General features: G+C 44.9%; 18 protein-coding genes. 4 read left to right on the forward strand and 14 right to left on the reverse strand.

What is annotated here, in order from left to right; genetic code table 11:
* Positions 1 to 145: 145 nt before the first annotated feature.
* Positions 146 to 1,525 carry a DNA repair protein RadA gene (gene radA / locus OCV52_RS12515; protein ID WP_061032527.1) on the reverse strand — a complete coding sequence of 460 codons (1,380 nt, stop codon included), beginning with the start codon at positions 1,523 to 1,525 and terminating at the stop codon, positions 146 to 148.
* Positions 1,526 to 1,686: 161 nt separating this feature from the next.
* On the opposite strand from radA, the gene OCV52_RS12520 reads away from it, so the two are divergent.
* The gene (locus OCV52_RS12520) at positions 1,687 to 4,035 is read left to right on the forward strand and encodes a PilZ domain-containing protein (RefSeq protein WP_137407280.1); all 2,349 of its coding nucleotides are present in this window, start codon (positions 1,687 to 1,689) and stop codon (positions 4,033 to 4,035) included.
* Positions 4,036 to 4,145: 110 nt separating this feature from the next.
* Here OCV52_RS12520 and serB read toward each other — a convergent pair whose 3' ends face one another.
* On the reverse strand, positions 4,146 to 5,126 hold the full coding sequence (gene serB / locus OCV52_RS12525) for a phosphoserine phosphatase (protein WP_105057548.1): 981 nt from the start codon (positions 5,124 to 5,126) through the stop codon (positions 4,146 to 4,148).
* Between the two features lie 109 nt (positions 5,127 to 5,235).
* Here serB and OCV52_RS12530 point away from each other — a divergent pair, with 109 nt between their 5' ends.
* On the forward strand, positions 5,236 to 5,847 hold the full coding sequence (locus tag OCV52_RS12530) for a YtjB family periplasmic protein (protein ID WP_137407279.1): 612 nt from the start codon (positions 5,236 to 5,238) through the stop codon (positions 5,845 to 5,847).
* A 97-nt stretch (positions 5,848 to 5,944) separates the two neighbouring features.
* Here the strand turns inward: OCV52_RS12530 and deoD are convergent, their stop codons facing one another.
* The 12 genes from deoD to ubiT form a co-directional block, all read right to left on the reverse strand.
* Positions 5,945 to 6,664: a purine-nucleoside phosphorylase gene (gene deoD / locus OCV52_RS12535; protein WP_061032524.1), complete on the reverse strand. Its 720-nt coding sequence runs from the start codon at positions 6,662 to 6,664 to the stop codon at positions 5,945 to 5,947.
* Between the two features lie 67 nt (positions 6,665 to 6,731).
* The gene (locus tag OCV52_RS12540) at positions 6,732 to 7,952 is read right to left on the reverse strand and encodes a phosphopentomutase (RefSeq protein WP_137407278.1); all 1,221 of its coding nucleotides are present in this window, start codon (positions 7,950 to 7,952) and stop codon (positions 6,732 to 6,734) included.
* Positions 7,953 to 8,029: 77 nt separating this feature from the next.
* Positions 8,030 to 9,358, reverse strand: a complete 1,329-nt coding sequence (deoA, locus tag OCV52_RS12545) for a thymidine phosphorylase (protein WP_128159528.1) — start codon at positions 9,356 to 9,358, stop codon at positions 8,030 to 8,032.
* A 94-nt stretch (positions 9,359 to 9,452) separates the two neighbouring features.
* Positions 9,453 to 10,229 carry a deoxyribose-phosphate aldolase gene (gene deoC / locus OCV52_RS12550; protein ID WP_137407277.1) on the reverse strand — a complete coding sequence of 259 codons (777 nt, stop codon included), beginning with the start codon at positions 10,227 to 10,229 and terminating at the stop codon, positions 9,453 to 9,455.
* Positions 10,230 to 10,736: 507 nt separating this feature from the next.
* A complete protein-coding gene (locus tag OCV52_RS12555) occupies positions 10,737 to 11,999 on the reverse strand; it encodes a NupC/NupG family nucleoside CNT transporter (RefSeq protein ID WP_008218780.1) in 1,263 nt (420 codons plus the stop codon).
* Positions 12,000 to 12,203: 204 nt separating this feature from the next.
* Positions 12,204 to 13,016: a TatD family hydrolase gene (locus OCV52_RS12560; RefSeq protein ID WP_137407276.1), complete on the reverse strand. Its 813-nt coding sequence runs from the start codon at positions 13,014 to 13,016 to the stop codon at positions 12,204 to 12,206.
* A complete protein-coding gene (locus OCV52_RS12565) occupies positions 12,997 to 13,152 on the reverse strand; it encodes a DUF5363 family protein (protein WP_157938832.1) in 156 nt (51 codons plus the stop codon). The genes OCV52_RS12560 and OCV52_RS12565 overlap by 20 nt, the downstream gene beginning before the upstream one ends.
* A 98-nt stretch (positions 13,153 to 13,250) precedes the next feature.
* Complete coding sequence (prfC, locus tag OCV52_RS12570) at positions 13,251 to 14,831, reverse strand: peptide chain release factor 3 (protein WP_004740621.1); 1,581 nt, start codon at positions 14,829 to 14,831, stop codon at positions 13,251 to 13,253.
* 159 nt (positions 14,832 to 14,990) lie between these two features.
* Positions 14,991 to 15,446, reverse strand: coding sequence for a ribosomal protein S18-alanine N-acetyltransferase (rimI, locus tag OCV52_RS12575; RefSeq protein ID WP_137407275.1), 456 nt, complete (start codon positions 15,444 to 15,446; stop codon positions 14,991 to 14,993).
* The gene (locus OCV52_RS12580; protein WP_137407274.1) at positions 15,439 to 15,837 is read right to left on the reverse strand and encodes a DNA polymerase III subunit psi; all 399 of its coding nucleotides are present in this window, start codon (positions 15,835 to 15,837) and stop codon (positions 15,439 to 15,441) included. The genes rimI and OCV52_RS12580 overlap by 8 nt, the downstream gene beginning before the upstream one ends.
* A gap of 158 nt (positions 15,838 to 15,995) precedes the next feature.
* A complete protein-coding gene (locus OCV52_RS12585) occupies positions 15,996 to 16,499 on the reverse strand; it encodes a GNAT family N-acetyltransferase (protein WP_137407273.1) in 504 nt (167 codons plus the stop codon).
* Entirely contained in the window at positions 16,483 to 17,010 is a 528-nt protein-coding gene (gene ubiT, locus OCV52_RS12590; RefSeq protein ID WP_170222434.1) for a ubiquinone anaerobic biosynthesis accessory factor UbiT, read from the reverse strand. The genes OCV52_RS12585 and ubiT overlap by 17 nt, the downstream gene beginning before the upstream one ends.
* A gap of 257 nt (positions 17,011 to 17,267) precedes the next feature.
* On the opposite strand from ubiT, the gene OCV52_RS12595 reads away from it, so the two are divergent.
* On the forward strand, positions 17,268 to 19,307 hold the full coding sequence (locus OCV52_RS12595) for a bifunctional diguanylate cyclase/phosphodiesterase (RefSeq protein WP_137407271.1): 2,040 nt from the start codon (positions 17,268 to 17,270) through the stop codon (positions 19,305 to 19,307).
* A gap of 177 nt (positions 19,308 to 19,484) precedes the next feature.
* Positions 19,485 to 20,498, forward strand: coding sequence for a ubiquinone anaerobic biosynthesis protein UbiU (gene ubiU, locus OCV52_RS12600; RefSeq protein WP_105025489.1), 1,014 nt, complete (start codon positions 19,485 to 19,487; stop codon positions 20,496 to 20,498).
* Positions 20,499 to 20,510 lie beyond the last annotated feature (12 nt).

Genomic DNA, 20,510 nt, shown 5'->3' on the forward strand with positions numbered 1-20,510 from the left:
AAACTTTGCCTTTTCCTAACATGTAGAAAAAGGCACGCTGTAGAAACAATCTAAATGATTGTTAATTATAGTGCTAACCTCAAGCCCAATCGGCGTTCAAGTTAGACTGAATTGCTGCTGTATAGATTAGCTGAAGTGAGTTCAATTACAACTCATCAAAAGCATTAATTGCCTCTGATAGTTTTTTCACTCCGTGGATTTGCATTCCTGGGATACCACCTTTCGGCATATTAGCTGCAGGAACAATTGCTTTCTTAAAGCCGTGTTTAAATGCTTCATTCAAGCGTTCTTGCCCACTAGGTACAGGACGAATCTCACCCGCTAGGCCTACTTCACCAAAAACCACCACATCTTTAGGTAATGCACGGTCTCTGAAACTAGAAAGTAATGCCATGACTAATGCAAGGTCAGCACTAGTTTCGGTTACTTTAACACCACCGACGACATTCACAAACACATCTTGGTCAGCCATTTGTAAACCGCCGTGTTTATGCAGCACCGCGAGTAACAAAGAAAGACGGTTCTGCTCAAGACCAACCGCGACACGACGAGGGTTCGCCAACTGGGAATAATCCACAAGCGCTTGGATCTCAACAAGCAATGGGCGGGTCCCTTCCCATACCACCATCACTGAACTGCCTGATGTCTCTTCTTCACCACGAGACAAGAATATAGCCGATGGGTTGCTGACTTCTTTTAGCCCTTGACCAGTCATCGCAAACACACCCAGCTCATTCACTGCACCAAAACGGTTTTTGTGGCTGCGCAGCGTTCTGAAACGGCTGTCTGTTCCGCCATCTAACAACACTGAACAGTCAATAATATGCTCAAGCACTTTAGGGCCCGCCAGCGTACCATCTTTAGTTACGTGTCCAACGAGAAAGATTGCTACATTATTCTGCTTAGCAAAACGAGTCAGTGCAGTGGCTGACTCACGAACCTGAGCTACACTTCCTGGTGAAGATTGAACATCAGCGACATGCATTACTTGGATCGAGTCGATAACCATGATCTTAGGTTGTTCTTTCTCGGCAACCTGACAAATCTTATCCACGTTCGTTTCTGAGAGCATCTTTAGATGCTCTTTTGGCAATCCAAGTCGAGACGCACGCATCGCGACCTGCTGCAAAGATTCCTCACCCGTGACATAAAGGGTCGGAAGTTGCGAAGAGAGCAAACACATAGTTTGTAACAATAGTGTCGATTTACCTGCACCCGGGTTACCACCAATCAGGATCGCAGCGCCAGGTACGACACCGCCACCAAGCACGCGGTCGAGCTCTTTAAAGCCACTACTAAAACGTGGCACTTCCTGCAGGTCGATTTCTGACAGTGTTTGAACCGAAGACTCTGTTGCGCCACCAGCATAACCACTCAATCGTTCATTGCGCGCTACCTGAGGTGAAGCGGCTAACCTAACTTCTGTAATTGTGTTCCAAGCACCACACGCATTGCACTGTCCTTGCCAACGTGGGAAGTCAGCCCCACAGTCATTACACACATAAGCTCGCTTTGCCTTAGCCATAAAACCTCAATAATTTACCCAGTTACACAATGATGTTGTCAATTTGTGACTTATTTGACCGTACGGGTGCAAATAAACGTTGCAGTCATACCACTTATATTTAAAGATCGATTTAAACTAGTCGATAACATAAATGTACCGTCCATTCTAACAAGAAAAGTATGCAGCAATCTGAAATTCTATCTGTAGCAGAGCGTCTTATCCCGGCTTATCACGCCGAAGATTTCGAGTTCCTTCTTTCTCAAATGACAGAAGGTGAATCGCCGTCTCTGAAACTACTCGTTAAAATGGAACTGAATCGTATCATGGCTCCGTGTACAAAGAGCATTGATTTACGCGGACGCATCGATAATGAGTGTCGTCAATTCACACTCGATGGCCGAAAACACTGGCTCGACGACATCGCTTTAAATGCCTATCAACGTGGTACAAAAAAATTCAAAGGCTACACCGAAGGGGCTTGGGAGCTAGTTATGGCGCCAAGAATTCAGCCTCTGCGTAGTGTGGTTAATAGTGCCTCTCAAAATACCCAAGAGATCACCAGTGCCAACAGCCCTTATGAAGCTGAAGCCATTAACCTAGGTTATGACTTAAAGCGTCAAGAGAACCGACTCAAGATAAGCTCACAAGTTGAGGTCACCACTTCAAAAGGACAAAGCCTACACGGTGTCACGGTCGATATCTCTCCTTCAGGTGCAAAATTCAAAGTACCAAGCGTCTTTCGCTATAATCTAGGTGAAATCATCAGCGTTAAGTTTACCGAGCTAGTTGAGAAGTCACTCGAAACCGATGTAAACCAAGCAGTAGAATTTCGTGTGCTTGGGATTGATGAGTCCTATGAAAATGACGCGGTTAAATTCCTAAGAACCATCAAGGTAAGCGACAACAATATTGTGGCGCGTTTACTTGATGAGTCTTTAAATAGCACAAGCAAGAAAACCAGCCACGAAAATCAAGATAGAGTTATTCGAACCCGCACTCGAGGTATCGAGCACACCTATCTAAAACACACTTGTAACCTTCCGCTGTTCTTTAGTGGCAGTGAACTCAAGCTTGCACTGCTTACGGATAACAACCATCCGCTATGGCAATACTGGCACGACGAGCGAAACCAACAGGCACTAGGAACTCTGTTCAACGAACAGCGCATGAACTTACTGGCGAAGCCCGGTGTGAAAGGCACCAGCAACGTCATCTATTCATTTACTCATGAACATCAAAATAAGACGCTGTTCTATTCGATGATGTTACCTGAAGCGACTCGTGAACAAAGACAACTGTTCTGGCACATTGGTGGTAAGCGTAAAAGCTGGAAGGCGTTCAAATTATCTGTATTCGAATTATCAGAAACGGAGCGACAAGCTTTAGCCAAACATTCAGACACGCTAGCGCAAAGCTCAGCACAACTGACGCATTGCGGTATATTGCAAGAGATTGGCGATCACGAGAGTGCTGCGGATTACTTATTGAGTGAAAAGCCACGCATTCCAAGCAGTGAACTGAACCGCTTCCGTCACCCACGAACTGTGGTTGGGAACATTCAAAGCATCTATTTTGACTCTCAGACCCGTCGTAAAGAACCGAGATACCAGTTTAAGTCACCGTTGCAACTTACCTCACAAGATGGCGCAGCGGCAAACGGCCACACCTTAGATATCTCGAAACGTGGGTTGAGCATTACTCTTGAACAGCCAATGGTCCTCAAGATCAATGATCCGGTGATCGTGACCTTTAATGAGCTACAGCTTTACGATAAGAATCTGCCATTAAGCACAGTACCTTATCACGTGATTCGTGTGAGCCCCAATGGCCGAAATGTCCAATTAGTAATTGCTGAGAACGCTAAGACAATGCGTACTATCGCGTTCCTGAATGGGCTTATCGATCAAAACCAAAGCAAGCTGATTAAGAAGAGAGAAATACTGCCAACGAACTCCTTACTTGAGTCGCTGCACAATATTTTGTTAAGCAAGATGGTCAGTAGCCCTATCTTTATTGATAAACCAAGTTCAACACTGCGTTGTAAGATCATTGGTGTGAATTTCCCACTCAATAAACACCTGACTTTATTGGCGAAACTTGGACACAACCAAAAGTTCTCACTGGAGCCTATATTTAAAGGCCACACCAATTCGCTGCTGGCTGAGCCCCTAAAGAGAATCGAGGGTGCAGAGCCTAAACACCACGACGTCTATATCGCTGCGGTGAAGCTCGGCGACAAGATCCAATCAGTACATACTAAGTTGGTGAAAGACTTTGCCTCGGCAAAAGAAAGAATCTTATTCATTAAGAAAGCGCAGCACTTAGGTGATGTGTATGTACTTCGCGTTACGACCGCGCCAATCTTCAATCCATTGACCACCTTATTCCAATCGGATTTAGAAGAGCTTGCTCGTATCAGCATGCACCAAGCGAAGAAGCTAGAAAACGAGATCACCGCGTTTATCGGTTATGGTGAGATAGAAGATATTACCGATGAAGTGTTGATCCGATTGGAGCTAACGCGTTAGTCATAATACCCCATCATCTCCAGGTACAATAAAAAAGAAAAGCAGGCTCAGAGCCTGCTTTTGTGTCTTTGTAATATCACACGATTAAATAATCATGCTGTTGTGAACCTTTACGGTTTCGCCTGCCAGCTGATTTTTTGTTGCTTAGCCAACGCGCCAGACAGGATACACAATACCCCACCTAAGCCAGCATAACGCACAGCAGTTTGAGCTTGTTGCTCGACTTTTGGTTTTGCATGGAAGGCAATACCTAAACCAGCAGCGCCCATCATCACCAAGTCATTCGCGCCATCACCAACAGCAACCGTGTTATGTAGCTCCAACTCATACTCTTCAGCCAGTTCGACTAAGATATCGGCTTTGGTTTGCGCCGAAACTACATCACCCAACACTTCCCCTGTCAATTTACCCTTAACGATTTCTAAAGTATTCGACTGGGCATGATCTAGGTCTAGCGTGTCTTTTAAGTAATCAGAGAAGTAAGTAAAGCCACCCGATGCGATAGCGGTTTTCCAACCCAGTTTGTTAAGCGTATTCACCAGTCCAACTAAGTCAGGCATAAAAGGCAGTGATTGGCGCACTTGCTCTAGAATCGACTCATCCGCACCTTTCAGAGCTCCAACTCGTTGACGCAGGCTTTGTTCGAAATCTAACTCTCCTTGCATAGCACGCTCTGTAATTTCAGAGACCAACTCTCCTACTCCAGCGAGCTTGGCTATTTCATCGATACACTCGATCTGAATCGCAGTGGAATCCATATCCATCACGATCAAACCCGGCTTAGATAAGTCTGGAACTTCGCTAAGGCAAGCATAATCAAGCTTCAAAGCCTGTAGGATTTCTTCATGTGCTGGCGTTAGGTTGCCAGACATTAATGCCACTTCGTAATGGCCAACTTTCCACGTATCTAAAACGGTGTTGTAAATGCCAGTGAAAAAGTCGATGTCATCGAAAGATTGCGGTGATAGGTACTCGCCAAATACAATCCAGTTAGCTTTGGCTTTCGCGAGTTGAGAAGCGAAACGAGTCTCGGGGAGTCGAGTTAATAATGTAGTATGCCTTTTTATCGGCAGATATTTCTGAGCGTCCATGTGTATGATTCCTAATTAACTATGCTAAACGTTAACCTATTGCAATTTGAAAACGCAAGTCTCAATATGTCTTAATCATAACATTTGTTTATTTCAGGCCCCGTGAAACATGAATGAATCATTGTTCTCAATACGTAACGCTTTGCGAATGTTAGCCCTCATTTTGTTGGCTACTATGTTCGTCGTTACGATTAAAAATACGGTCGTGATCAGTAAGGGTAACGAGAAGATCCAAGCGAAACAGCTCGAGACACTTACCAAGCTGCTTATCTCTCAAGCTTCCCTTTCAGCCAGCAAAATGATCGCACAACAAGACCAAGAGCGACTGCTTGACCTGACCAATCAGCTATCTCAAGATCGACTGGTGTTCGATACCACCATCTATGATGCAGAAGGCATTCGACTGGCTTCGAGCGAAAAGGCGCTGTCAGTACGTGAGGTACTCGGCTTAGATACACCACTTTCAACCGCGAGTATCGGTAGGCAACAACTCGTTGAGCCCATTTACTCGAAAGAAAACAACATCATCGGTTTTATCCGCGTCACCTTTGAGACAGGTAAAATGACAGCGATATCGGATCACCACTACCGCAAAAGTGATCGCTACATGATTGGTATGGTATTAATGGGCTTCGTCAGTGGTGTGCTGTTTATTATGTTGATTCGTAGAAGACCAACCAAGTCAGGCGAGAACTTACTTCTGAAGAACGTAAATTCATAAATAGCGCAATTACGTTATCCAATAAAAAGCCCCGACGCTCAGGCAGCAACGGGGCTTTTTGTTATCTGTTACTTTATCAAGCTACAGTGAAGAACAATTACTCTTGGTCACCAAGAAGTACAGAGTCTAACGCAATAACCATCATGTCGTTGAAGGTTGTTTGACGCTCATCTGATGTGGTTTGCTCACCTGTTTTGATGTGATCAGACACGGTACAGATAGTCAGAGCTTTTGCGCCATATTCAGCACACACACCATAGATGCCAGCCGCTTCCATCTCTACACCAACAATGCCGTATTTATCCATCACTTCAAACATTTCAGGATCTGGCGTGTAGAAAAGCTCAGCAGAGAACAAGTTACCGACTTTTACATCAACACCGCGTGCTTTAGCCGCGTCTTCTGCCGCACGAACCATTTTGTAGTCAGCAATAGCGGCAAAGTCATGACCTTTGAAGCGAATACGGTTCACTTTAGAGTCGGTACATGCCCCCATGCCAATCACGACATCGCGCACTTTGATATCTTCGCTCACTGCACCACAGCTGCCGACACGAATGATCTTTTTCACACCAAAGTCTTTAATAAGCTCAGTCGCGTAAATCGAACAAGATGGAATACCCATACCGTGCCCCATTACCGATACCTTACGACCTTTATAAGTACCTGTGTAACCAAACATATTGCGCACGTCACACACCTGAACCACCTCTTCTAAGAAGGTTTCAGCGATGTATTTAGCACGTAGCGGATCGCCAGGCATTAAAACAACATCAGCGAACGCACCCATTTCAGCATTAATATGTGGAGTAGCCATTGAAAATATCCTTAATATCAAAACAAAAAAGAAAAGAGAGGTCTCCCTCTCTTTTATTCATTACCAATTATAAAAAGCTTTCACCGTATTCCATTGGCGAAGTACCAAAGTAAGACGCCAAGCTTTGGCCGATATCAGCAAACGTATCGCGGCGGCCTAAAGAACCAGCTGGAACATTTTTACCGTAAACAATCACAGGGATATGCTCACGAGTATGGTCTGTACCTGGCCATGTTGGATCACAACCGTGGTCAGCAGTAAGGATAAGTACATCATCCTCTTTCATCATATCGATGATTTCATTGATACGACCATCGAAGTACTCAAGTGCAGCAGCGTAGCCCGCAACATCACGGCGGTGACCGTAAGCTGAGTCAAAATCAACGAAGTTAGTGAAGACGATGGTGTTATCACCTGCTTCATTGATCGCTTCTTTGGTTGCTTCAAATAGCGCAGGGATACCCGTTGCCTTTGTTTTCTGAGTAATACCGCAACCCGCGTAAATATCAGAGATCTTACCGATTGAGTGAACGTTACCGCCCTTCTCATCAACAAGCTTCTGAAGAATCGTTGCTGCCGGTGGCTCAACAGAAAGGTCACGACGGTTACCAGTGCGCTCAAATTGACCTTTACCTGGGCCAATAAACGGACGCGCGATAACACGACCAATGTTGTACTCTTCTAGCTCTTCACGAGCAATCTGACAAAGGTCTAATAGGTTTTGCAGACCGAATGTCTCTTCATGACACGCGATTTGGAATACTGAGTCCGCAGAAGTGTAGAAGATTGGTAGGCCAGTCTTCATGTGCTCTTCACCTAGGTTATCTAGAATCTCAGTACCAGATGAGTGGCAGTTACCTAGGAAACCAGACAAACCTGCACGCTCAAGAATGCGATCAGTTAGCTCTTTAGGAAAGCTGTTCTCTTTGTCGGTGAAGTAGCCCCAGTCAAACAGTACCGGTACACCTGCGATTTCCCAGTGACCTGATGGCGTGTCTTTACCAGAAGACAGCTCAGCAGCGTGACCGTAAGCACCAATGATTTCTGCGTCTGCATCCATACCCGGAGCAAAACGACCTGTAGACTCTTTGTGAGCCATCGCTAAACCTAGTTTAGACAGGTTTGGTAGCGTCAGAGGACCTTGACGATCGGCATTGTCAGCAAGACCTTTATCACAATGGTCTGCGATGTGACCCATAGTGTCTGAACCTACATCACCGAATTTGTCTGCATCCGCTGTCTCACCGATACCGAATGAATCTAAAACTAAAATAAATGCTCTTTTCATTTTCTTCACCAACTTATTGCTCTTTGCACCAGCGCTTTTGATTATCGGTATACGCGAGGTATACCGATAGCGGTTATTTACACGTCTTCAGAACGAATCTGACGGTAAACGTCTGGTGTTGCTGTATATTCTCCGCCCACAGTGATTGCATTTTGTAATGCCGTTGCAGCTTCTTGCCACTGTTGTTCGTTGCGAGCATGAATCATTGCTAATGGTTTCTCATCGCTTGCCACTTCGCCAAGACGAATGAAGCTATCGAAACCGACTGCGTAATCAATGCTGTCCGTTGCTACGCGACGACCACCGCCCATACCAACTACAGCCATACCAATTGCACGAGTATCCATTGCTGATACCACACCGCTTTCTAGCGCGTACACTGGTTTAATAATTTCTGCTTTTTCTAGGTAGTTATCGTAGTTTTCTACGAAGTCTGCTGGACCACCAAGGCCCGCTACCATTTTACCGAAGCACTCTGCTGCTTTACCGTTATCCAGTACTGCCATCAGTTTTTCGCGCGCTTCTTCTGAATCTTTTGCAAGGTTGCCAAGTACTAGCATTTCAGCACACGATGCCATCGTAATTTCTAGCAAACGTGGGTTACGGTATTCACCCGTTAGGAATTGAACCGCTTCGCGAACTTCTACTGCATTACCCGCAGAAGAAGCAAGAACTTGGTTCATATCCGTTAGGATTGCAGTAGTTTTAGTGCCAGCACCGTTTGCTACTGCAACGATAGATTTCGCGAGCTCTTCAGACGCTTCGTAAGTCGGCATAAATGCACCTGAACCTACTTTTACGTCCATCACTAGAGAATCTAGGCCAGCAGCCAGTTTCTTAGATAGGATTGAAGCCGTGATTAGCGAGATATTGTCTACAGTTGCTGTGATATCACGAGTCGCGTAAACACGCTTATCAGCAGGCGCTAGGTCACCTGTTTGACCGATGATAGCAACACCCGCATCCTTAGTTACTTCACCGAACACATCGTTGGTTGGTGTAATGTTGTAACCAGGAATAGATTCAAGCTTGTCTAGCGTACCGCCAGTGTGGCCAAGACCACGACCAGAGATCATTGGAACGAAACCGCCACATGCTGCCACCATAGGACCAAGCATCAGAGAAGTTACATCACCAACACCACCAGTAGAGTGTTTATCAACGATTGGGCCATCGAAGTTCATGTGGCTCCAGTCGATCACCATGCCTGAATCACGCATTGCACACGTTAGTGCGATACGTTCTGGCATTGTCATTTCGTTGAAGAAGATAGCCATTGCGAATGCTGCAATTTGGCCTTCAGAAACCGTGTTTTTAGCAACGCCTTGAATGAAGAAGTTAATTTCTTCGGCTGTTAAGACTTCACCGTCACGTTTTCTGCGAATAATTTCTTGAGGTAGATACATTAGTGCCTCCCAAACTCTAGTGAGTATGGTTTGTAGGGAAAAGAGGTAATATGGAGTGACTTAACGTCACTCCATCAAACAGACTTTTAAAGGATTAGTATGCTGCTGGATCAGCAGTTTCGTCTGTCACTTCTAATGTATTAAGAAGGTTAGTTAGTAAGCTTGAAGCACCAAAGCGGTAGTGCATGTTGTCTGCCCACTCAGCGCCTAGTAGCTCATCAGCCATTGCTAGGTATTGTGCTGCATCTACAGCGGTACGTACGCCACCTGCAGGTTTGAAACCTACAGTTTTAGCTACGCCCATGTCACGGATAACTTCTAGCATCATGCGCGCGTACTCTGGAGTCGCGTTTACTGGCACTTTACCTGTTGAAGTTTTGATGAAGTCAGCGCCTGCTTTGATACAAATCTCAGATGCTTTCTTGATCAGTGCTTCTTCTTTAAGCTCACCAGTTTCGATGATTACTTTCAGTGTGATGTCGCCACATGCTTCTTTACACTGTTTAACTAGCTCGAAACCTACTTCTTCGTTGCCAGCGATTAGAGCGCGGTATGGGAATACTACGTCTACTTCGTCTGCACCGTATGCTACTGCTGCTTTTGTTTCAGCAACTGCGATTTCGATGTCATCATTACCATGAGGGAAGTTAGTTACAGTCGCAATACGTACTTCTGGAGTACCTTGCTCACGCAACGCTTTCTTAGCTGCTGGGATAAAGCGAGGGTAAATACAGATTGCAGCTGTGTTGCCCACTGCAGTCTTCGCGTCGTGACAAAGCGCTACAACTTTTTCAGTTGTGTCGTCGTCATTTAGCGTAGTTAGGTCCATAAGTTTAAGTGCACGTAGAGCTGCTGCTTTTAAATCGCTCATTTCTATCTCCGATCAATATATTCAAATAGTTAACTACTTCGCCCTCCATCCAGTATAGATGGATATTTTAGTAATGCTCAGTAGTCACAAATGAACGGACTTGGTTCCCTGAAGACTTGATAACTTTCGTTACCAATTGCAATCCTTGTCACCGCACAGTACCAGTTTGGTCTATGGCACAACAAATCAGTCATGTTGTGTCTAACATCTATAGCGTATCGCTAAGTTTGGCTTAATCCCAGAAGAATAACTGCGGACGAACCCAAGCGGTTACTTTCTTGCCAACAAGAGACATTCTATCCCTTGAGCCTATACATTATAGGTATCCATAAATAAATTGTAGTGCTCCTTAAAACGCAAACGGTTTGTATCTCAAAAAAACATTCTAGGTCCACCTAGAATCAAACTTCTATTCAGATTCAACAGGCCTAAAAACAAAAAGCCCCGCAGCAATTTCTTGCTACGGGGCGATATTAAAGTGGCGTCTATATAATCTAATCTACTTAATTAGAAAGATAGGAAGAAGCCAGCAATTGTTGCTGCCATCAGGTTAGATAGAGTACCAGCAATAACCGCTTTAACACCCATACGTGCGATGTCTTGGCGACGGCTTGGTGCAATACCACCTAGACCACCTAGTAGAATCGCAATAGAAGAAAGGTTTGCGAAACCACATAGTGCGAATGCGATGATAGCTTGAGTCTTCTCAGACATCACTTGACCAGTCGCTGCAACAACTTGAGCATTTTCACCAACGTATGGTACGAAGTTTAGGTATGCAACGAATTCGTTAACAACTGTCTTCTGACCAATGAAAGAACCAGCAATAGTTGCTTCTTCCCATGGAACACCAATTATGAATGCTAGCGGTGCGAAGATCCAACCTAGAAGAAGCTCTAGAGTTAGGTTTTCCATACCGAACCAACCACCGATGCCGCCTAGGATACCGTTGATTAGAGCAATTAGACCGATGAATGCTAGTAGCATTGCACCAACGTTTAGAGCTAGTTGTAGACCAACTGATGCGCCGCCTGCTGCTGCGTCGATAACGTTAGCTGGCTTGTCGTCGCCGCCGTCGATATCGTCAGCGATGTTGTCGTCTGGCGTATCTGTTTCAGGCTTGATGATTTTAGCAAATAGTAGACCACCAGGTGCTGCCATGAATGACGCTGCAACTAGGTACTCTAGAGGAACACCCATAGATGCGTAACCTGCTAGTACACCACCAGCTACAGATGCTAGACCACCACACATTACTGCGAATAGTTCAGAGTTAGTCATCTTAGGAACAAATGGACGAACAACTAGAGGAGCTTCTGTTTGGCCAACGAAGATGTTTGCTGCTGCAGACATTGACTCGGCGCGAGAAGTACCTAGAGCTTTCTGAAGGCCACCACCAAGAACTCTGATTACTAGCTGCATTACACCAATGTAGTAAAGTACAGAGATAAGTGCAGAGAAGAAAATCAGTGTTGGTAGAACTTGGAAAGCAAAGATGAAACCGATACCGTCAACAGAGAAGTTAACTAGGCTGCCGAATAGGAAACCAGTACCGTCTTTACCGTAGTCGATTACGTTTGCTACACCAGCAGAGAAACCTGCAAGCAAATCACGACCCCAAGGGATGTAAAGTACGAATGCACCAAGTGCGAATTGGATAGCGAATGCGCCACCCACCGTTCTAAAGTTAATAGCTTTGCGGTTGTCAGATAGTAGTACTGCGATTGCAATCAGTACAACCATACCGACTAGGCTCATAAACAGGCTCATAGTTTATGACTTCCTTATTAGTTATTTATTGGCGTGTTACAAAATGGGGCTATAAAGCGGGGCCAATTATACTCATGCGACCACTAATAAAGTAATGCCGCCCTCACACTTTCGTAGAAGATTCATGTACCATTCACACGCAAATGTGACCCAAATCACAATGTAGATGCAATTTACGCAAACGATAAACAAAAACATTAGATTTTATTCACATATACTGAATGCGCGATGGCTATTTTGCCAAACTTGCGTTGCAATCGATTGCTTTGGCTCTTTTCTAAGCAAAAAAAGTTCATTTGATATCGTAACTAAATGTTTGGAATGATTAACATTTCCTTGGTTTCCATAGGTTGGCATATCCGGAGCATCGGTCTCTAACACCAAGCTCTCAAGGGGCAATTTAGCGATAGTTGTGCGTGTTTTTTGTGCTCTTGGGTAAGTTATCGTTCCGCCAACGCCAATATAGAAACCGAGCTTAATCCAAGCCAAAGCTTGCTGTTCACTTCCAGAAAAACCGTGAATTACCCCACCTAAAGTAAACTTGTGCTGCTTTATTAGCTGAATAAGACGGTTGTAAGACTTCCTTTCATGGATAATCAGAGGCAAATTAAACGCCTTGGCAAGCTCCATTTGTTGGATGAAAAAGCGCTCTTGTTTCTCCTGCTCTACATCCACAAAAAAGTCCAGCCCACACTCACCAATGGCCACACACTGACGTGTTTTTGATGCGAGTAATTGATGAAGTTCTTCAAATTCCACCTCATCCGCTTGCTCTAAAAAGTAAGGATGGAAGCCTAATGCGTAATAAACATTGGGATAAGATTGCGCAATTTTCTCAAGCTTATGCCAGTTATTTTGACCGATAGAAGGAATGAGTAACTTCTCAACTTGAGCTTGCTTTGCCTCTTTGATATAACCCTCAATGCTCTGCTCATGGGTAAAACCTTGCTCAAACGCCTCAAAGTCTGCATGGCAATGCGTATCAAATAGCGGAAAATCACTTGTTTGCTGTGTCATCTTTCCCACTCTCAGCTTGCTGCCCTTGAGGATCTCGACGATAAGGAACACAACTGCGCTTGTTTTCAGGCGTTAGCCCAAGTTCTTCACACCACTTATCGTATTTCCTAACCCAAGCTTTTATCCAACCCAACATATTTACCTCAAGCTTACTGTCTCAAATAACACGCATTAAAAAACGCCTATTGCAGAACAATAGACGTTTTTGTTTAACTCGAATAGAGCTTGAAGAAATTAGTGCTCGCGTGTCGCTCGGAACTTAACGTCAGGGAAACGTTCTGAAGCTAGGTTCAGGTTCACCATCGTTGGTGCGATGTAAGACAGGTTATCACCACCATCTAGCGCCAGGTTAGATTGGTTCTTACGTTTGAACTCTTCCAGTTTCTTAGCGTCATCACACTCAACCCAACGAGCTGTTGCAACGTTAACACCTTCGTAGATAGCTTCTACGTTGTATTCTGCTTTCAAGCGCGCTACAACCACGTCGAACTGAAGTACACCAACCGCACCAACGATCAGGTCGTTGTTCTGCATAGGGCGGAATACTTGCACTGCGCCCTCTTCTGAAAGCTGAACCAAGCCTTTTAGAAGTTGCTTCTGCTTCAGAGGATCACGTAGACGAATACGGCGGAATAGCTCAGGCGCAAAGTTTGGAATACCAGAGAACTTCAGGTTCTCACCTTGAGTAAAGGTATCACCAATCTGAATTGTGCCGTGGTTGTGTAGACCGATAATGTCACCTGCATACGCTTTTTCAGCACGTGCACGGTCACCCGCCATGAAAGTTACCGCATCAGAAATACTAACGTTCTTACCGGTACGAACATGGTTCATCTTCATACCTTGGCTGTAAGTACCAGATACGATACGCATGAAAGCGATACGGTCACGGTGTTTAGGGTCCATGTTTGCTTGAATCTTAAATACGAAACCAGAGAACTTCTCTTCTGTCGCAACAACATCACGCTCGTTAGCTTGACGAGTTTGCGGTGCCGGAGCCCACTTCGTTAAGCCATCAAGCATATGGTCAACACCAAAGTTACCCAGTGCGGTACCGAAGTAAACAGGTGTTAGCTCACCAGCAAGGAACAGATCGTGATCAAACTCAGGACAAGCACCGATAACAAGCTCTAGCTCTTCACGTACGCTTTCCGCTAGATCAGCGCCTACCGCTTCATCTAGATCAGGATTATCTAAACCTTTGATGATACGAACTTCTTGGATCTCGTGGCCGTGGCCAGATTCGTACAAGATCGTTTCGTCACGGTGAATGTGGTAAACACCTTTAAACTCTTTACCACAACCGATTGGCCATGAAATTGGAGCACAAGCCATACCTAGCTCGCTTTCTACTTCATCAAGCACTTCCATAGGGTCACGAACGTCACGGTCAAGTTTGTTCATAAACGTTACGATTGGTGTATCACGTAGACGCGTTACTTCCATCAGTTTACGAGTACGATCCTCGACACCTTTCGCAGCATCGATAACCATCAAACAAGAGTCAACCGCCGTTAATGTACGGTATGTATCTTCCGAGAAATCTTCGTGTCCTGGAGTATCGAGTAGGTTTACTAGGCAATCATTGTATGGGAATTGCATTACCGACGTAGTTACCGAGATACCACGTTCTTTTTCCATCTCCATCCAGTCAGATTTAGCGTGCTGGTTAGAGCCACGGCCTTTTACGGTACCCGCTTTCTGAATCGCGTTTCCGAATAAAAGAACTTTTTCAGTAATCGTGGTTTTACCCGCATCCGGGTGAGAGATAATTGCAAACGTTCTACGTTTGCTCACTTCTTGTTGGAAAGACATAGTCGCCCTTTGCTGATCTAAAGCGTAAAAAGGGCAAGTAGATAATACTTGCCCTTGAATTCTGTGTGCGGATTATACAGAAAGCGTGTCACTTTCTAAAGGGTCAGTTTGCACCCTATTTGTCACTTATTCTCTGCTTAGCGAAAAGCGACAAGATGACTAGTTAAAAGACATAAAAAGATAGCTCATAATGATGGCGTCTTCTTGTCCTTGCTTGGTTGGGTAATAGTTACGACGGCGGTCCACCTCATTAAAGCCAACCTTTTCGTAAAGATTAAACGCGTTCACATTACTTTCGCGAACTTCCAGCCAAGCACTTTCCGCGTCAGCCTGTTCACACATATCTAGGAAGTGCTCAGTCAGCGCTTTACCGTAGCCTTTGCCTTGTTGGCTTGGATCCACAGCAATATTTAATAGCGTTACTTCACCAACGATATTCTGCGCGAAGAAATAGCCGACGACTCGCCCATCGACTTCAAGAACATGATGACAAGCGCCTCGGCTATCGAGATCTCGGATCATATTTTCTGACCATGGATGAGAGTGCGCATCCTGTTCTATCTGCCAAATAGCGTCTAGATGATGTGATGAAGTCGGTAAAAATTGATTAGTCATATGCACAAATTTGTTGCCATAAGTCTCGGCGATGTTGGTTATTGCCATTGATGTCGGACAACAATGGGGATTGCAGTGTTTTAGCTTTAATCTCTTGAGTCGATTCACAACCTGCAAACCACACCCATTCAACATCACCAAGTTCGATAGAGGTTAGGTGTTGAGGCTGAATATGTAGTGCCTGAGATAAATCAAGCTTGATACTTTTCAGCACACGCTCAAACATCACTGCGAGCTCGCCCTGAGGTTTTTCAGGCGAAACCAACAGTAACTTGCAATCGCTCGCTAGCGGAGTCAGTTTTGATTCATAACCCGCCAAACGTTCTGGATGACTAAGCTCCCATTGGCTTATGCCCATCTCTTGCAGGTACTGTGCGTGTGTTTGTGACATATCTAGGGTTATAACCTTAGGTTGGTGGTCGGCGGTTTGTTTGAACGAACTTCAAAACCGCTTATGAGAGTTGGGCTGATACTAACAAAAAATAAAGGAGCATCAAGCTCCTTTCTTTAGACTAAATCAGTTTGCATCATATTGCGTGAAAAGTAGCCTTATAACTCATTGAATTCTTGGCTGTAAGCCACTTCACCAGCATGCCCAGTAAGTGCACCTTCAACCAACTCAATGGCTTGAAAAGCACCTTCAGGTACATCCCAAGCGCAACTCAAACCAAATTCGCTCGCGGCTTTGAAACCAAAACGACCGTAGTACGTAGGATCGCCAAGCACGACACAGGCTGGGTAACCAAAATCAACCAAAGTAGAGAAAGCATCTTCAACCAGTGCTTTGGCAATACCTTGATTGCGAAACTCTTCTTTCACTGCAAGCGGAGCAAGCCCTTGCCAGTTATGATCGTCACCATGTAGCGTGATCGGGCTAAACATCAGGTGCCCAACAACCTTGCCTTCATCAGAACAAGCCACCAGCGACAGCGTTAAATGACTATTCTCACGCAAGCTCATAACCAGGTTGGCTTCTGCATCAGTTTCAAAAACAGATTTCAATAAACGATCAATGACAAGTATATCTGCCGGTGCTTCAGTTCGAATAAGCATTCATTACCTCACTTTGTGTATCCGGGGATTGTACTCCCTTCTGCACAAAATCAGCTAATTGATTTAACAAAGTTTTCAAGGGAGTTGGCAATAAGTCTAAATCTACGCTGTCCATCAAGTTTTTGACTTCTAAACCGAGCTCGGTATCGCCTTCAATAGACAGTCTACGCTGGAAGAAAAGCGTATCTGGGTCTTCTTTACGCCCCGCAATCAGTACAAGATCATTGAGATTCCCGCTAAAGCTTACATCTTCAGCAACCTCTTTATCTGCTACAACCAGTTGCTCATTTTGGTAGCTAATACACCAACTTAACCCCATATCCTTTATCGAGACTTTAAGCCATTTATCTTCTAGGAACTCAAAGTCACCGTCTTCTAGCGCCTCTTTGAATACGTTCTTAAGCCCCTCTAATAAGGCTCTTTTTTGTACTGTTTTAGGCAATAACTGGACTGGAGATCGCAAAATTGATGCGGCATTTTGAACTAGTTGAGTATGAATCTTGTTTATCACGTGACTTATCCGTAACTTTGTCAATAATATGGAATGCATCATAGATGATGTTAAGATCTCAGTTACTGTTATGTATCAAATTAACTTCTGTTTGATGCCCGACCTTTAATATCCTGAAAATCACAGTTATAGTAATTCAGGTAATGAGAATTACAGCGGCTCGCTGCACTCACAGGTAAATATCGATAACCACACAAAAGTAATAACTATTTATCGATTGTGAATAATCAAGCACTTGGAGAATTGGTAGTACTTTGATGCCTCCCCAGCAACTACAACATTGGTTTACCCAGCTAACTGCAAACAGCCCTTTCTTTTTTGCAGTGCTTGATGCTCAACATAACTACTTTATGGTGAATGAGCGTTATTGCGATATTGCTGGTTTGAGCCAAGCTGAACTTGCAGGCATGAACGACCGCCAAACCTTAGGCGAACAATTCTATCAACACCTAAAGCCTTACTACGAACGCGCATTCAACGGCGAAACCATTGAAGCCGAAGTCACCCTCAACGAAACAGACCTTGATACTAGCCTCCACTTTAGCTTGTCTCCACTGACCAATGGTAAGAATACGGATTACATCGTCTTCCACGCCTTCGATACGTCAGAAAATCAAGTACTGGTTCGTTCTTTAGAAGAATCCGAAGCAAAATTCCATAAGCTCTCTCAACTGCTACCCGACGGGCTACTGCTGGTTGAAAACGACTACATTTTGTCGTCTAACCCAGCAGCTGCACGCCTGCTTGGTTTTAACTCCACCACCGAATTGATTGGTGAAGAGTTAGGACGCTTATTTATCGATGAACAAACCAAAACAGTCTTCAATAACAGCCTCAGCTCTATTATTTCTGAGTCTGGTTTGATTTGCTTAACGGGTGCCCGATGCGGCTTCGAACGTAAAGTTCAACTGCACATAGACTCAACCGCTATTCTTGGAAGCAGCACCCAACTGGTACTCATTCAAGACGCTCAAGAGGCAACCAAACAATACACACCAGCCAATAGTGAAGATGCCTACATAGACGCGCTGACTAAACTCTACAATCGAGTCGGTTTTACCAAGCGCCTAGAGCAATTCATTCACAACGATACACCGGTTGTCATGATGTACTTGGATATTGATAACTTTAAGAATATCAATGACTCGTTAGGGCACCACATTGGCGATAAAGTGATCAAAGAAGTGGCTTCACGCCTTAAACGATTACTGCCTCGTCAAGCGGTGGTCGGCCATTTAGGCGGCGATGAATTTGGTATCATTCTGCCAGAACCGGAACACCCTAGAACCGCAGAAACACTAGCAGAAAAGATCATTTCACTGATCAATCAGCCTTTTGACCTTCACCATTTTAGTAAGCGCCTAGCTTGCTCGATTGGTAGCGTACGCTTTCCTCAAGACGGCACCGATGCGCGTATCTTGCTGCAAAATGCCGATACCGCGATGTATGAAGCCAAAGATCGTGGTCGTAACCGCTTAATTAAGTTCAACGAGCAGATGAACAAAGAAGCACGCATGCGACTGTGGCTTGAGATAGAGCTTCAGAAGGCGCTGCAACAAAACGGGCTCGAGGTTTGGTATCAACCAAAAGTAAACGCCCGTGACTTCACCATCAATGGTGCAGAAGCTCTAGTTCGTTGGAAACACCCTGTTGAAGGCTATATCAGCCCAGCCGCGTTTATCCCAGTAGCAGAGCGAGCTGGTCTTATTGAACAACTTGGCCGTGTAGTCATGCGCGAAGTCTTTGCGACCGTTAAGCGTTGGAAGATGCAAGGGATTCTACCTGGTCGTGTGGCAATCAACCTTTCTCCAGAACAGTTTGGCAACCCTAAACTGATTGATTACATGGAGAAGTTACTACGCTCGACTGAGCTAGACCCAAGTGCGATTACCTTTGAGCTCACTGAAAGTGCAGTAATGAGTGACAGTGAACACACTGTACAAATGCTTAACGCGATTAAAAAGCTCGGTTTTGCTCTCTCCATCGATGATTTTGGTACTGGTTACTCTTCTCTGTCTTACCTAGCTCGCTTCCCAATTGATGAGCTGAAAATAGACCGTGCTTTCATCTCAGATATCGATATCCTTCCAAAACAGATCACTGTGATTGAAAACATCATCAACCTCGGCAAATCCCTCGATTTAACCGTGGTTGCAGAAGGTGTCGAGACCAGTGAGCAAGCGACGCTATTGTCGAACCTCAACTGCAGCTCGATTCAAGGTTTCCACTTCTATCGTCCACAACCAAAACAAGATGTCGAAGAGTTGTTCGCACAAAACCGTCGTCATAAGAACTAATTACACGATTCAAGCCCTCTCCTCTTTTCAGAAAAACGACACACAAATCACCACTCGTCAGTACCTCAAACGGAGTAAAAGCAGATTTATCCATCTAAACCTGCCTTACATCAATTCTGTCATTCATAATTCTTCATAAAATGCCCGCTTCAACTTAATTCTACTGGTAGTGAGCAAATGGAACTCTTATGCCCAGCGGGTAACTTACCTGCTTTGAAAACCGCCATTGATTGCGGTGCGGATGCTGTTTATATCGGATTCAAAGACGATACCAATGCCCGACACTTTGCAGGCCTTAACTTTGCGGGTAAAAAGCTCGATCGTGCTGTGCAGTATGTACATGACCACAACAAGAAAATTCATGTTGCTTTAAATACGTTTGCTCACCCAAATGGCTTCGAACGTTGGACTAACGCCGTGGACAACGCAGCAGCTCTGGGGGTTGATGCACTGATCATCGCTGACATTGCTGTACTTGAGTACGCTGCAAACAAATATCCAGATCTAGAACTGCACCTATCAGTTCAAGCTTCTGCAACCAATGCCGCTGCGATCGACTTCTACCATAAGAACTTCAACGTAAAACGTGTCGTACTGCCGCGCGTATTGTCGATTCATCAGGTCAAACAGCTTTCTCGCAACATCACTTCTGACGTTGACCTCGAAGTATTCGCTTTCGGTAGTTTATGTATCATGGCTGAAGGCCGTTGCTACCTATCTTCATACATGACGGGTGAGTCACCGAACACGGTTGGTGCTTGTTCTCCAGCGAAATACGTTCGCTGGCAAGAGACAGAAACCGGCCTAGAATCTCGTTTGAATGAGATCCTTATCGATAAGTACGTGGCAGGTGAAAACGCAGGATACCCAACGTTATGTAAAGGCCGTTTTGAAGCCGATATCGATGGTGAACGTAAGCGTTATCATGCACTCGAAGAGCCAACGAGCCTTAACACGCTATCCATGCTGCCTGAATTGTTCGCAGCTAAGGTCGCTTCAGTGAAGATTGAAGGTCGTCAACGCAGCCCCGCTTATGTAGAACAAGTGACTCGTACTTGGCGTGCTGCCATCGACCGCTACTTAGCAAACCCTGAACAGTACCAAGTAGAACAAGCTTGGAATGCGACACTAGCGAATGTATCTGAAGGTACACAAACCACGCTTGGCGCTTATCACCGTAAATGGCAATAGAGCCAACTGGAG

Origin of the sequence: Vibrio chagasii, assembly GCF_024347355.1 — a bacterium.
GTDB classification, from domain to species: Bacteria; Pseudomonadota; Gammaproteobacteria; order Enterobacterales; family Vibrionaceae; genus Vibrio; species Vibrio chagasii.

Bases quoted from the DNA above. Each gene is read 5' to 3' on its own strand.
- OCV52_RS12555 (WP_008218780.1), bottom strand. From the start codon at position 11,999: ATGAGCCTGTTTATGAGCCTAGTCGGTATGGTTGTACTGATTGCAATC.
- deoA (WP_128159528.1), bottom strand. From the start codon at position 9,358: ATGTATCTACCTCAAGAAATTATTCGCAGAAAACGTGACGGTGAAGTC.
- OCV52_RS12565 (WP_157938832.1), bottom strand. From the start codon at position 13,152: ATGTTGGGTTGGATAAAAGCTTGGGTTAGGAAATACGATAAGTGGTGT.
- OCV52_RS12595 (WP_137407271.1), top strand. From the start codon at position 17,268: ATGCCTCCCCAGCAACTACAACATTGGTTTACCCAGCTAACTGCAAAC.
- prfC (WP_004740621.1), bottom strand. From the start codon at position 14,831: ATGTCTTTCCAACAAGAAGTGAGCAAACGTAGAACGTTTGCAATTATC.
- OCV52_RS12560 (WP_137407276.1), bottom strand. From the start codon at position 13,016: ATGACACAGCAAACAAGTGATTTTCCGCTATTTGATACGCATTGCCAT.
- deoC (WP_137407277.1), bottom strand. From the start codon at position 10,229: ATGAGCGATTTAAAAGCAGCAGCTCTACGTGCACTTAAACTTATGGAC.
- OCV52_RS12530 (WP_137407279.1), top strand. From the start codon at position 5,236: ATGAATGAATCATTGTTCTCAATACGTAACGCTTTGCGAATGTTAGCC.
- serB (WP_105057548.1), bottom strand. From the start codon at position 5,126: ATGGACGCTCAGAAATATCTGCCGATAAAAAGGCATACTACATTATTA.
- deoD (WP_061032524.1), bottom strand. From the start codon at position 6,664: ATGGCTACTCCACATATTAATGCTGAAATGGGTGCGTTCGCTGATGTT.
- radA (WP_061032527.1), bottom strand. From the start codon at position 1,525: ATGGCTAAGGCAAAGCGAGCTTATGTGTGTAATGACTGTGGGGCTGAC.
- OCV52_RS12585 (WP_137407273.1), bottom strand. From the start codon at position 16,499: ATGCTTATTCGAACTGAAGCACCGGCAGATATACTTGTCATTGATCGT.
- OCV52_RS12580 (WP_137407274.1), bottom strand. From the start codon at position 15,837: ATGTCACAAACACACGCACAGTACCTGCAAGAGATGGGCATAAGCCAA.
- rimI (WP_137407275.1), bottom strand. From the start codon at position 15,446: ATGACTAATCAATTTTTACCGACTTCATCACATCATCTAGACGCTATT.
- OCV52_RS12520 (WP_137407280.1), top strand. From the start codon at position 1,687: ATGCAGCAATCTGAAATTCTATCTGTAGCAGAGCGTCTTATCCCGGCT.
- ubiU (WP_105025489.1), top strand. From the start codon at position 19,485: ATGGAACTCTTATGCCCAGCGGGTAACTTACCTGCTTTGAAAACCGCC.
- OCV52_RS12540 (WP_137407278.1), bottom strand. From the start codon at position 7,952: ATGAAAAGAGCATTTATTTTAGTTTTAGATTCATTCGGTATCGGTGAG.